A 12,476-nucleotide genomic window follows, 5' to 3' on the forward strand; every position below is an offset into this window, starting at 1 on the left:
TCTCTTCTCCTAATGGCCGCGCGAGAGGCGCTGACCCATGCGCCATTCAAGGATGCTCTTGCCGACCAGGGTCACCAGGGCAAGCAGGGCCAGCAGGCTGGCGACGGCGAAGGCACCGACGAAGTCGTATTCGTTGTAAAGAATCTCGACATGCAGCGGCATGGTGTTGGTCTGGCCGCGGATATGCCCGGAGACCACCGAGACCGCGCCGAACTCGCCCATGGCGCGCGCATTGCACAGCAGCACGCCGTAGAGCAGGCCCCAGGCGACGTTGGGCAGGGTCACGCGGAAGAAAGTCTGGAAGCCGTTGGCGCCGAGCGAGGTCGCCGCTTCCTCCTCCTCGGTGCCTTGCTCCTGCATCAGCGGGATCAACTCGCGGGCGACGAAGGGGAAGGTGACGAAGATCGTCGCCAGCACCAGCCCGGCCACGGTGAAGATCACCTTGATCCCCATCGCCGCCAGGGTCGGCCCGAACCAGCCATGGGCGCCATAGAGCAGCACGTAGATCAGGCCCGAGATCACCGGCGAGACTGAGAAGGGGAGGTCGATAAAAGTAATCAGCAGGCTCTTGCCGCGGAACTCGAACTTGGCGATCGCCCAGGCGGCGCAGAGGCCGAAGACCAGGTTCAGGGGCACGGCGATGCCGGCGACGATCAGGGTCAGGCGGATCGCCGACCAGGCGTCCCGGTTGGCGACAGCCGAGAGGTATTTGCCGATGCCATCGCGCAAGGCTTCGACGAAGACCGCCACCAAAGGCAACACCAGCATCAACGCCATGAAGGCCAGCGCGGCGCCGATCAGCAGGATCTTCGCCCAAACGGGATCGGCGGTGCCGGTGTTGACCGGCCGCGGCGCCCCCACCTTGCTCGGGCTGACGCGGCTCGCGGGCTGGATCTCGGTCGCCATGGCGACGCTGGCTTCGGCGTTCATCCGCGATCCTCATGGCGCCGCGCCCATCGCTGCAGCAGGTTGATCACCAGCAGCATGATGAAGGAGGCGATCAGCATCACCACGGCGATCGCGGCGGCGCCGGCATAGTCGTATTGCTCGAGCTTGGTCACGATCAGCAGCGGCGCGATCTCGGACTTCATCGGCATGTTGCCGGCGATGAAGATGACCGAGCCGTATTCGCCGACCGCGCGGGCAAAGGCGAGTGCGAGCCCGGTGAGCAACGCCGGGAAGATCGAGGGCAGGATCACCATGCGGAAATTCTGCCAGCGGGTGGCACCAAGGCTGGCCGCCGCGTCCTCGACCTCGCGGTCGAGGTCGAGCAGCACCGGCTGCACCGTGCGCACGACGAAGGGCAGGCCAATGAAGATCAGCGCGATGACGATGCCGACCGGCGTGAAGGCGACCTTGATGCCGAGCGGCGCCAGTAGGCTGCCGGTCCAGCCGTTGGGCGCATAGAGCGAGGTCAAGGCGATGCCGGCGACGGCGGTCGGCAGCGCGAAGGGCAAATCGACCAGCGCATCGACCACGCGCTTCAGCGGGAACTCATAGCGCGCCAGCACCCAGGCAACGATCAGGCCGAAGGCGCAGTTCACCAGCGCGGCGATCGCCGAGGCGCCGAACGAGAGTTTCAGCGAGGCAATGACGCGGGGCGCCGTAACCGCCTTCCAGAATCCGTCCAGGCCGAGTTCGGTCGGGCGCAGCAGCAAGGCCGCCAAGGGCAGCAGGACGATGATGCTCAAATAGACCAAGCTGTAGCCGAGCGTGAGGTTGAAGCCCGGCAGCACGCTGGGTCGCTTCCAGGCAAAGGTGCGGGCAGCAATTGCCGTCATCCGGCTTCGGCCTCCAGCCGTCAAATCACATTAACTCTAGTAAATGAGTAGTATTAGCGAAACCGGTGAGAGATAATCATATGCCGGCGCCCTCGACAAGTTCCGTGGTGCCTTTGACCATGACGTCGGCCAGGCTGGTGTTGTCGAGGATTCTTGCAGTTGAATCACGGACTTGCAGCATGACCCGGCGGATTTCGCAGGTCTGCTCGTTCTCGCAGTCGTCACAGCGGCGGTAGGCGGTGCGGCTGGCGCAGGGGAGTTGGGCCAAGGGTCCATCGATGATCCGGATCACCTGGCCGAAGTAGATCTTGTCCGGGGTCTTGGCCAGGGCATAGCCGCCCTTCTTGCCGCGGTAGGAATGGACCAAGCCATGGCGCTTCAAGTCCAGGAGGATCAACTCGAGGAACTTCTTCGGGACCGATTGCTGGTCGGCGATTTCCGAGATGAAGACGGGATTTTCCGGCTGCGCCTGGGCCAGATAAAGCAGGGCGCGCATGGCATACTTGGCTTTTTGGGAGAGCATCTCAATATTCTCTAGTAATTCTATAGAGTATAAATGTAACGACTCCGAATCGTCAAGGTCAGGAGCGCCTTGCGGCCGCCAAAATCGGCTGTTACGAGGCCATGTTCACGTGAAGAGACAGCCGATTCTCGATGTTCTCCCTTAAATCCGTCGCCACGGTCGGCGGCCTGACCCTGGCGAGCCGCGCCTTGGGCTTCCTGCGCGAGGTGCTGATCGCCCGCCTGCTGGGGACGAGCCCGGTTGCCGAAGCCTTCTTCGTGGCGATGCGGCTGCCGAACCTGTTCCGCCAGCTCTTCGCCGAGGGCGCCTTCAACTCGGCCTTCGTGCCGATGTTCGCCCGGCAGCTCGAGGAGGGCGGCGCGGTGGCGGCCAAGCGCTTTGCCGAACATGTGCTCAGCGTGCTGCTGATGGTGCTGCTGCTGGTGACCATGGTCGCCGAACTCACCATGCCCTGGCTGATCCATGTCTTCGCGCCGGGCTTCGACGGGTATCCGGAGAAGTTCCAGCTGGCGGTGCTGTTCACGCAGATCACCTTTCCCTATCTCGTCTTCATGTCGCTGGGCGCCCTTCAGGGTGGAATCCTGAACGCCTTCGGCAAGTTCGCCAACGCGGCGGCGGCGCCGATCCTGCTCAACGTGGTGATGATCGTCGTGCTGTTCGGTGTGGTGCCCTATACCGGACATGCGGGCGAGGTCTTGAGCATCGCCGTCACGGTCGCCGGCGTGTTCCAGTTCCTTTGGCTGGCGATCTCCTGCCGGCGGGCGGGGATGAACCTCTATCTCCCCATTCCGCGCTTCGGCCCCGACGTGAAGCGGATGCTGGTGCTGATGGTGCCGGGGCTGATCGGCGGCGGGGTCAACCAGATCAACCTCACCGTCGCCACCATCCTCGCGACCCTGCAGCCCCAGGCGGTCGGCTATCTCTATTATTCGGACCGGCTCTATCAGTTGCCGCTGGCCCTGATCGGCTCGGCGATCGGCGTGGTGCTGCTGCCGTCCTTGACCCGCGCGATCCGGGGCCCGAACCCGGAAGAGGGGATGCGGATCCACAACCGGGCGATCGAGATGGGCTTCTTCCTCTCGCTCGCCGCCACCGTGGCGCTGGCCGTCGCGGCCAAGCCGATGATCGCCGTGCTCTACCAGCGCGGCGCCTTCACGCCGGACGACACGATCAAGGTCGCGGCGGCGCTGACCGCGATCTCATTGGGTCTTCCGGCTTATATTCTCAACAAGGCGCTGACCCCCGGCTTCCTCGCCCGGGAAGACACGATGACGCCCTTCCGTTACGCGATGGTCGGAGTCGCGGCGGATATCGTCATCAGCCTGATCCTCTTCCACTTCATCGGCTATGTCGGGATCGCGCTCGGCACTGCGGGTGCCGCCTGGATCAACTGCGCGCTGCTCTACTTCACCTTGCGGCGGCGCGGCTTCCTGGTGATCGATGCGAGACTGAAGCGCACCTTGCCCCGGCTGTTCCTGTCGGCGGCCGGCCTGGGGCTCGCGCTTTATTTCGGGATCAAGCCGTTAGAGCCTTATCTTGCCGATGGCGAAGTGGTGCGGGCGCTGGCGCTGGCGGTGCTGGTCGCGGCCGGTCTCGGTCTCTATCTCATCCTGGTGATCGCGACCGGCGCGATGCCGCTTGGCGATCTCAAACGCTTCCTGAAACGGCGCTAGGGACACTCCACCTTCGTCCTACTGGCCAAGCCTGCGGGAAAGTGACAAGGTCTTCGGCGTCTTGTCATTCGCGTCACAGGGAGAGTCCCAATGGCCAAGAAGTCGAAGACCAAGACCAAGGCAAAATCGAAGACCAAGAAGAGGGCCGTGAAGGCGAAGGTCAAGAAGACCGCGCGCCGGAAAGCCGCGCGTCGGAAGGTTACGGCGCGACGCAAGACCGGGTCGAAACGCAAGCTCGCGAAGAAGGCGGCGAAGCGGAAGGCCGCCCCGAAGCGGAAAGCAGCGAAGAAGGCCGCCCCCAAGCGCAAGGTCGCGAAGAAGCCCGCACCGAAACCCGCTGCGCCGAAGCCGGTCGCACCGCGCCTGCCCGAAGCGCCGCAGACTTACAGCGCTCCGCCGCAAGAACCCGCGGCGGAGACGCCGGCCGCCACGGGCATGTCGACTTCGAGCGAGCCGACCTAGGCGCGGCTCAGACCACCCGGTCCAGCAGCGGCTTGCCGGCGAAGAAGGCGTCGAGGTTGTCCAGCGCCTTGAAGCCCATGGCGTTGCGGGTGTCGACCGTGGCGCTGCCGAGATGCGGCAGCAGGAACACGTTCTGAAGCTCGCGATAGGCCGGGTTGAGGTTGGGCTCGTTCTCGAAGACGTCGAGGCCGGCGGAGAACAGCTTGCCCGACTTCAGTGCGGCGATGAGCGCCGCATCGTCAACCAGCGTGCCGCGCGCGGTGTTGATCACGATCGCGTTGTCCGGAAGCTTGGCGATGCGGGCGGCGTTCAGCCAGTGGAAGGTTTCGGGGCTGGCCGGCGCGTTGATCGAGAAGAAGTCGGAGACGCCCAGCAGGTCTTCCGGATTGGCGTGGAAGGTCGCGCCCTGCTCGAGGTCGGCCGGCAGGCGATTGCGGTTGGAATAGTGGACCTCCATGTCGAAGGCCCGGGCGCGCTTCGCCACCGCCTGGCCGATCCGGCCCATCCCGAAGATGCCGAGCCGCTTGCCGGTCATGTGGACGCCCAGCATGTAGGTGGTGGACCAGGACTTCCACGCGGCCTCCCGCACCGCGCGTTCGCCCTCATAGGCGCGGCGGGCGGCGCCCAGCATCAAGAGCAGGGTGATGTCGGCGGTGGCGTCGGTCAGCACGTCCGGCGTGTTGGAGACCGGGGTGCCGCGCTTCTTGCAGGCCTCGAGGTCGATATGCTCATAGCCGACCGAGAAGGTGGCGATCATCCGGACCGAGGCCGGCAACCGTTCGATCAGGGCGGCGTTGACCTTGTCGGCCGGGGTGACCAGCAGGGCGTCCTTGCCCTGCGCCTTCTCGATCACCTCGTCGGCCGACATGATGTGGTCATCGGCATTGGTGACGGCGTCATAGGTGGCGTTGACCCGGTCGGTCACCGCGGGCGGCAGGCGGCGCGTCACGAGCAATTTCGGTTTGGCCATGGTTTCCCCTCATCGGAACGCCGCTCCGGGGGGCCGGCCGGCAGGCTCTTACAATGCAGGTCGCAATCTTGCGGTTTCGGTTCTTGCAGGGCTGCCTGGAAACGGCTTGAATTGCACCGCAAACGACAATGGTTCCCCATGGATAGCGCAGGATTGCTCCGCAAGGCTACGGCGCTCGGCGCCGCGGTCTTCCTCCTTTCGGCTGATTTCGCGGTTGCCCAGGATTCTTCGCCGGATTCTGGGGGGGCAAATCTGGTCGCGCACAAGGCGACCTACGTCCTTTCGATCGCCCCGGACAGCAACAGCGGCCAGGTCACCAGCGCCGACGGCGTCATGACCTTCGAGCTCAAGAATGCCTGTGACGGCTGGGCCACCGACTTGAAGTTCAAGTTCGTCATGGCGAATGAGGGCGGCGAGAACCGCGACATGGAGATCAGCCAGGTCGCCTGGGAATCGAAAGACGGACTGGCCTACCGCTACAACATCAAGAAGGGCGCCGGGGGCGAGACGCTGGAGCAGCTGCGCGGCGAAGCTCGGCTGGACAAGATCGGCGGCAGGGGCGCGGCCACCTCGGACCTGCCGAGCCGCGCCGAGGCCGACCTGCCCGAAGGCACGATGTTCCCGGTCGCGCACACCAAGCTGGTCCTGGAAAAAGCGGCGGCCGGGGAGAATGTCGTCAGCGCGGAGTATTTCGACGGCAACGCCTCGGTCGATACCATGATGGCGAGCGCTCTCATCGGCGCCGGGGAGAAGGACTGGCCGGGCCTGCAGAAGAAGTTCCCGGAGCTCGAAGGGCATGTCTCCTATCCGATCGGGCTCGCCTTCTACAGCGTGCAGACCAGCGAGTCCGAGCCGGACAGCGAGCAGGTGCAGCGCCTCTACGACAATGGCGTCATCAGCAACTTCAGCATCGAGCTCGGCACGCTGAAACTGCGCGCGGCGCTCAGCTCGCTGGAGCTGCTGCCGGATCCCGGCTGCTAGGGCTGCAGCCCGAACGCGCGGGCTGAGCTTCGCGATCACCTCAGAGAAAGAACCAACGGCGCAAAGCCGATTCGACGCGTTCCGTAAGGATGATTGCAGCGCCGACCGCAACGATCGCCACAGCGCCGGCGATGAGGAAACCCTCATCCTGATTGGGTGCAAAGCCAAGCAGTGGAATGATCCAGACGAGCGGAAACCCGATTGCGGCCATGGTGCAGAGCAAGATCGTCAGGAACAGCACCTTGAGCAGTGGCTGAGCTGCTTGCCGGTTCCGTCGGCGCATTGTCCCAATCGAGGCATCTGCGCCTGATTCGATTCGCCTCTCCTTGTCGGACATCACGAACGCAGGCTCCGCCCCTTCACGATCGCCTTGCCGCCGAGCTTGCGGCGGACTTCGTCCATGGCGCGCTCGACCTTGCGGCGCTGCTCGGCATTGGGGTCGGCGAGGTCGGGCGGGTCGGCGTCCTGCGGAGAATGGAAGTCATCGGTGCCGACGCCGATCAGCCGGAAATAGGTGCCGGTCGCCTCACGCTTCAGCAAGGTCCTGGCCATGCGATAGAGCGTCTCCGCGAGCTGGGTCGGGGCGGGGAGCCGCGCCTGGCGCGAGATCAGCTTGAAGCCGGCAGTCTTCAGCTTCAGATGCACGACATGGCCGGAGAGTTCTGCGGCTTTCAAGCGGCGCGAGACGGTCTCGCAGAGCGGCCAGAGCTCCTTGGAGAGTTCCTCGAGATCGGCGATGTCGGCATCGAAAGTGGTCTCGGCGGAAATGCTTTTGGCCTCGCCCTCGGGGTCGACGCTGCGGTTGTCCGCACCGCGGGCGAGATGGAAGAGATGCGCCCCCATCCTGCCGTAGCGCCGGGCGAGATCGGTTTCGTCCATGGTCTGAAGCTGGCCGATGGTGACGATCCCGTCCTGCTCCAGGCGCTCGCGCATCACCTTGCCGACGCCCCAGATCATCGAGACCGGCTTTTCGGCCAGGAAGCGCAGGGTCTCCGCTCTGCCGATCACCGAGAGGCCGCGCGGCTTGTCGAGGTCGGAGGCGATCTTGGCCAGGAACTTGTTATGGCTGAGGCCGATCGAGACGGTGATGCCGATCTCGCGCTCGATCTTCAGGGCGAGGCGGTTGAGCGCCCGGGCCGGGCTCATGTGGTGGAGCTTCTCCGTCCCGGTCAGGTCGAGGAAGGCTTCGTCGATCGAGAGCGGCTCGACCAGCGGGGTCAGCTCCAGCATCAGGTTGCGGATCTGCTCGCCCACGTCCCGGTATTTGGCCATGTTGGGCGGGACGACGACCGCCTCGGGGCAGAGCTTGCGGGCCTTGAACATCGGCATGGCCGAACGCACGCCGGACATCCGGGCGATATAGCAGCAGGTCGAGACCACGCCGCGATGCCCGCCGCCGACGATCAGCGGCTTGTCCCGCAGGCTGGGATCGTCGCGCTTCTCGATCGCGGCATAGAAGGCGTCGCAGTCGATATGGGCGATGGCAAGGCTGTCGAGCTCGGGATGGCGGGCGATCCGGGTCGAGCGGCAGGCCGGGCAACGGCTGCGAGTCGCCCCAGCGGTCCTCCCTGTGGGCGAGCCTGTCGCCGGCTTGGCCGAGGCGGCTGGTATATCGTTCCCGCAGTCACGGCAGAAGCCACCAGTTTCGCCGGGCGAAACGGGAATTTCCGCTGATTCCGCATGGTTTGGGCCGTTCATCTTGGTAAATTCGGCCTTTGAAAAGCAAGAAATCATTCACTATCATCGTAGTATAGGTTTTGTTCGGCGGCACAAAAAGATAGGCTTGTGCCGCGGTGTATGGCGCGTCCGCACTGGCAACCGCAGGGTCTTAACCCTGGGGCGATCCGGAGGGGAAGCGGGGGCAGCGTCCGCGGAAGGCGCTCGTTGGAGGGGTCATGAGTGACAAGCAGCCACTTTCTCCCGAGGAGAAGCGCAAACGCGCGGCCGAGAAGACGATTCTGATCGTGGAAGACAACGAGCTGAACATGAAGCTCTTCCACGACCTGATCCAGGCGCATGGCTATAACATCCTGCAGACCAAGGACGGGATGGAGGCGCTGAAGCTGGCGCGCCAGCACAAGCCGGATCTGATCCTGATGGACATCCAGCTGCCCGAGGTCTCGGGCCTGGAAGTCACCAAGTGGATCAAGGAAGACGACAATCTGAAATCGATCCCGATCATCGCGGTGACCGCCTTCGCGATGAAGGGCGACGAGGAAAAGATCCGCGAAGGCGGCTGCGAAGCCTACATCGCCAAACCGATTTCCGTCGTCCAGTTCCTGGAAACCGTCGATCGCTTCCTGCAGTAAGCGGCCATGTCGGCACGCATTCTGGTCGTCGATGACATTGCCGCCAACGTGCGGCTGCTCGAGGCCAAGCTGGCAGCCGAATATTTCGAGGTCGTGACCGCCTCCAGCGGCCCCGAGGCGCTGGAAATCATCAACCGCAACGCCCCCGACATCGTCCTCCTGGACGTCATGATGCCGGAGATGGACGGGTTCGAGGTCTGTGCCCGGATCCGCGCTAACGCCAAGACCCGGTTTCTGCCCGTGGTCATGGTGACGGCGCTCAGCGATCCCAGCGACCGCGTGCGCGGCCTCGAGGCCGGGGCCGACGACTTCCTGACCAAGCCGGTCAACGACCTGGCGCTGTTCGCCCGCGTGCGCAGCCTCGTGCGTCTCAAGATGATGATGGACGAATGGCGGATGCGCGAGCAGACCTCCGGCCAGTTCGACATCCTGACCGCGGAAGCCGAGCCCGGGCCGGAAGACGACCGCAACGCCGAAATCCTGCTGGTCGAAAGCTTCCAGCCGGCGGCGCAGCGCATCGTCAGCGTGCTTTCCGGCGACGGCAACAAGGTCGAGGTCGCCGACACCCTGGCCAAGGGCATGGAAGGCGCCGCCAAGGCGCGGCACGACCTCATCATCACCAACATCCAGGTGGCGGGCGAGGACGGGCTGCGGCTCTGTTCGCATCTCCGCTCGCAAGAGGACACGCGGCAGGTGCCGATCCTGCTGATCGTCGAAGACTACGACATGCCGCGGCTGATCAAGGGTCTCGACATCGGCGCCAGCGACTACCTGATGAAGCCGATCGATCCCAACGAACTGCTGGCGCGGGTGCGAATCCAGATCCGCCGCCGGCGCTACCAGGACCGCCTGCGCGCCAACTACGAGCGAAGCCTCTCCCTGGCGCTGACCGACAGCCTCACCGGCCTCTACAACCGGCGCTACGCGATGCGGCACTTGGACGGGTTGATGCGCCGGGTCGCCGCCACCGGCAAGACCATGGGCGTGCTGGTCTGCGATCTCGACCGCTTCAAGTCGGTCAACGACACCTACGGCCATGCGGCCGGCGACGAGGTGCTGAAGCAATTCGCCCAGCGCGCCACCGCCTGCATGCGCAACATCGACATGCTGGCCCGCATGGGCGGCGAGGAATTCGTGGCCTTCCTGCCCGACACCGACGGCCAGACCGCCCTGCGCGTGGCCGAACGCCTGGTGAAGAAGGTGGGCGACACCCCGATGCTGTTCGACGGCGCGCCGAATGACGGCCTGACGGTGACGGTCTCGGTCGGCGTCGCCTCCACCAGCGTGGAGATCCCCGGCGAAGAGCTGATCAAGATGGCTGATGCCGCGCTCTATCGCGCCAAGGAAGGCGGCCGCAACCAGGCCGTCGCCGACCCGGCGAGCCTGCTCTAAGCCGATATCCGCATCGTCCTTTCGGAGGACAAGGCCGGGAAACTTTCCCGGGCGTGGGCCTGTCGGCCTAGCCCCGGGATGGCGGAGTTTGTAGAGTCCATCCGGTCTCAGCGGAACCGGCGGGCGATGGTGAAGGGCGTTGCAGGCTTGGTCTTGGCTCTGGCATTCGGCGTGGGCAGCGCCGTCGCCGAGCCGATGACCGTGAAGCAGATCAGCCAGATCCTGTTCAAGGCTGCGCCGGGCGCGGCGCCGGATTTGAGCCATGCCGATCTCGGCGGGCTGGATCTGAGCGAGCTCGACTTCAAGGGCGCGAAGCTCGCCGGTGCCGATCTCTACGGCGCTAACCTGTCGCGCGCCAACCTTGCCGGCGCGGATCTTTCACGCGCCAGCCTCGACCACACCATCATCACCACCACGAATTTCGCCGGCGCCAATATGGAGAAGGCGACGCTCTACGGCACCGCCGCCTATTCGACCTTGGATTCCATGACCCGGTCGGAGGCGCCAAGCTTTGCCGGGGCCAATCTTTCCGGCGCGCTGATAATGTCGCCGCTGGCGCGGACGGACTTCCGCGGTGCCAATATGAGCCACCTGAAGACCCAGCAGGGGCGCGCGCGGCTGGAATGGATCCTGTGGAGCGACTTCTCCGGCAGCGACTTCACCGGCGCCGATCTCTCTTACGCCGAACTGCCGCAGGCGAAGCTTCGCTTTGCGAAGATGGTGAAGGTGAACCTGACCGGCGCGCTGCTGGCCGGCGCGGACCTCAGTAGCGCAGATCTCAGCGGCGCCAACCTGACCGGCGCCGAACTGACCGGCGCGGATCTCGACGGTGCAATCCTCAAAGGCGTGATCGGGCTCGACCAGGCGAAGGGGCTGGATGCGGCTAAGAACCGGGAGAAGGCGATCTATTGACGCCGGCGCCGTCCTGGCGCTGCTGCTCGCCGCCGCATCGCCGGCGGTTGCGGAGCCGCTCACCCTGAAGCAGGTGAGTCAAGCGCTGGTCAAGGCGACGCCGGGCAATCCGCCGGATTTCTCCGATGCCGAGTTGATCGGGCTCGACTTGAGCGATCTCGACTTCAAGGGCGCGAAGCTGGTCGGCGCCGATCTGCTCGGCGCCAACCTGTCGCGCGCCAATCTTTCCGGCGCCGACTTGAGCGGCGCGAAGCTGGATCGCGTCACCATCACCCGAACCAACTTCGCCGGCGCCAATCTCTCCGATGCCAGCCTGTTCGACGTCGCGGCCTATTCGACCACCGAGTTTCCGCGCCCAGAGGAAGCGCCGAATTTCGAAGGCGCCGATCTCTCCGGCACCGACATCCAGGCGCGGCTCCCGGGCGTGAACATGCGCGGCGCCGACCTGTCCGACGCGCATATGGGCTTGAAGCGCGGGCAGTTGAAGTCGCCGATCTGGCACGATTTCTCGGGCTGCGACCTGACCGGCGCCAAGCTCCGCAACACCGATCTCCATGGCGTCCATCTGCAATTCACCAAGCTGGTCGGCGCTGACCTGACCGGGGCCAATCTGCACGTCGCCGATCTCTCGCATGCGGATCTCAGCGGCGCGGACCTGACCGGCGCGGACTTGAGCGGCGCCGATCTCGACGGTGCGATTCTGCGCGACGTCAAAGGCTTGAACGAGACCAAGGGACTGGAAGATGCGAAGAACCGGGACAAGGCGGTATATTAGCGCCGGCGTCGCCTTCGGGCTGGCGCTGTTGGCCGGACCGGCGGCAGATGCTGCGCCGGAAATGGTCGACACCGCCTTGGTGCTGGCGGTCGATGTCTCGCAATCGGTCAACGACGAGCGCTTCGCTCTGCAGATGGACGGGATCGCCAAGGCCTTTGAGGACCCCGAGGTGCAGCGTTCGATCCTCTCCGGGCCGCATCGCGCCATCTTCGTGACCATGGTCGAATGGTCGGACAAGGCGGCCGTCGCCGTACCCTGGACCTTGATCGCCAGTGCCGAGGACGCGGTCGCCTTCGCCGCCACCTTGCGCAAGACGCCGCGCAAGGGCGCCGAGTTCACCTGCATGTCCCGCGCGCTGCAGCTGATCGGCGACAAGATCCTGCCCTTCCTGCCGATGCCGGCCAACCGTACGGTGATCGACGTCTCCTCGGACGGCCATGACAACTGCAACCTCAACCCGCCGGTGGATGTCCTGCGCGACGCCCTGGTCGCGGACGGTGTCACCATCAACGGCCTGCCGATCCTGGAAGGCGACGAGGCCGCGACGCTCGAGGCCTGGTACAAGGCGCATGTGATCGGCGGCGCCTCCTCTTTCACGGTACCGGCGCATGGCTACAAGGATTTCGAGCGCGCCATGCGCCGGAAGTTCGTGACCGAGATCAGCCAGCTGCCGTGAGGATGCGGTGCTGCCACAATTT

14 protein-coding genes are annotated in these 12,476 nt (G+C 65.0%); 8 read left to right on the plus strand and 6 right to left on the minus strand.

What is annotated here, in order from left to right; genetic code table 11:
• Nucleotides 1-9 precede the first annotated feature (9 nt).
• From cysW to ACH2CY_RS17725, 3 genes are all read right to left on the minus strand, one after another.
• A complete protein-coding gene (gene cysW / locus ACH2CY_RS17715; protein WP_395020642.1) occupies nt 10-930 on the minus strand; it encodes a sulfate ABC transporter permease subunit CysW in 921 nt (306 codons plus the stop codon).
• On the minus strand, nt 927-1,781 hold the full coding sequence (gene cysT, locus ACH2CY_RS17720) for a sulfate ABC transporter permease subunit CysT (protein WP_395020643.1): 855 nt from the start codon (nt 1,779-1,781) through the stop codon (nt 927-929). Before cysT ends, cysW begins: the two co-directional genes overlap by 4 nt.
• Nucleotides 1,782-1,857: 76 nt before the next feature.
• Nucleotides 1,858-2,304 carry an RrF2 family transcriptional regulator gene (locus ACH2CY_RS17725; RefSeq protein ID WP_395020644.1) on the minus strand — a complete coding sequence of 149 codons (447 nt, stop codon included), beginning with the start codon at nt 2,302-2,304 and terminating at the stop codon, nt 1,858-1,860.
• A gap of 131 nt (nt 2,305-2,435) precedes the next feature.
• On the opposite strand from ACH2CY_RS17725, the gene murJ reads away from it, so the two are divergent.
• Entirely contained in the window at nt 2,436-3,977 is a 1,542-nt protein-coding gene (gene murJ, locus ACH2CY_RS17730) for a murein biosynthesis integral membrane protein MurJ (protein ID WP_395020645.1), read from the plus strand.
• Nucleotides 3,978-4,067: 90 nt separating this feature from the next.
• A complete protein-coding gene (locus ACH2CY_RS17735) occupies nt 4,068-4,439 on the plus strand; it encodes a hypothetical protein (protein WP_395020646.1) in 372 nt (123 codons plus the stop codon).
• A 7-nt stretch (nt 4,440-4,446) separates the two neighbouring features.
• Here the strand turns inward: ACH2CY_RS17735 and ACH2CY_RS17740 are convergent, their stop codons facing one another.
• Nucleotides 4,447-5,409 (minus strand): 2-hydroxyacid dehydrogenase, encoded by a 963-nt coding sequence (locus tag ACH2CY_RS17740; protein ID WP_395020647.1) that lies wholly within the window; start codon nt 5,407-5,409, stop codon nt 4,447-4,449.
• Between the two features lie 153 nt (nt 5,410-5,562).
• Here ACH2CY_RS17740 and ACH2CY_RS17745 point away from each other — a divergent pair, with 153 nt between their 5' ends.
• Nucleotides 5,563-6,390, plus strand: coding sequence for an EipB family protein (locus tag ACH2CY_RS17745; protein ID WP_395020648.1), 828 nt, complete (start codon nt 5,563-5,565; stop codon nt 6,388-6,390).
• A gap of 40 nt (nt 6,391-6,430) precedes the next feature.
• Here the strand turns inward: ACH2CY_RS17745 and ACH2CY_RS17750 are convergent, their stop codons facing one another.
• Both ACH2CY_RS17750 and ACH2CY_RS17755 read right to left on the minus strand, forming a co-directional pair.
• Nucleotides 6,431-6,727 (minus strand): hypothetical protein, encoded by a 297-nt coding sequence (locus tag ACH2CY_RS17750; RefSeq protein WP_395020649.1) that lies wholly within the window; start codon nt 6,725-6,727, stop codon nt 6,431-6,433.
• A complete protein-coding gene (locus ACH2CY_RS17755) occupies nt 6,727-8,088 on the minus strand; it encodes a DNA polymerase IV (RefSeq protein ID WP_395020650.1) in 1,362 nt (453 codons plus the stop codon). The genes ACH2CY_RS17750 and ACH2CY_RS17755 overlap by 1 nt, the downstream gene beginning before the upstream one ends.
• A 197-nt stretch (nt 8,089-8,285) precedes the next feature.
• Here ACH2CY_RS17755 and ACH2CY_RS17760 point away from each other — a divergent pair, with 197 nt between their 5' ends.
• The 5 genes from ACH2CY_RS17760 (at nt 8,286) to ACH2CY_RS17780 (ending at nt 12,454) form a co-directional block, all read left to right on the plus strand.
• Nucleotides 8,286-8,699: a response regulator gene (locus ACH2CY_RS17760; RefSeq protein ID WP_395020651.1), complete on the plus strand. Its 414-nt coding sequence runs from the start codon at nt 8,286-8,288 to the stop codon at nt 8,697-8,699.
• Between the two features lie 6 nt (nt 8,700-8,705).
• Complete coding sequence (locus ACH2CY_RS17765; protein WP_395020652.1) at nt 8,706-10,091, plus strand: PleD family two-component system response regulator; 1,386 nt, start codon at nt 8,706-8,708, stop codon at nt 10,089-10,091.
• A gap of 153 nt (nt 10,092-10,244) precedes the next feature.
• On the plus strand, nt 10,245-11,003 hold the full coding sequence (locus ACH2CY_RS17770; protein ID WP_395020653.1) for a pentapeptide repeat-containing protein: 759 nt from the start codon (nt 10,245-10,247) through the stop codon (nt 11,001-11,003).
• On the plus strand, nt 10,969-11,778 hold the full coding sequence (locus tag ACH2CY_RS17775; RefSeq protein WP_395020654.1) for a pentapeptide repeat-containing protein: 810 nt from the start codon (nt 10,969-10,971) through the stop codon (nt 11,776-11,778). The genes ACH2CY_RS17770 and ACH2CY_RS17775 overlap by 35 nt, the downstream gene beginning before the upstream one ends.
• On the plus strand, nt 11,747-12,454 hold the full coding sequence (locus ACH2CY_RS17780; protein ID WP_395020655.1) for a DUF1194 domain-containing protein: 708 nt from the start codon (nt 11,747-11,749) through the stop codon (nt 12,452-12,454). The genes ACH2CY_RS17775 and ACH2CY_RS17780 overlap by 32 nt, the downstream gene beginning before the upstream one ends.
• The last annotated feature ends 22 nt before the right edge of the window (nt 12,455-12,476 follow it).

This window comes from Dongia sp. (genome assembly GCF_041905885.1).
Taxonomy (GTDB): Bacteria; Pseudomonadota; Alphaproteobacteria; order Dongiales; family Dongiaceae; genus Dongia.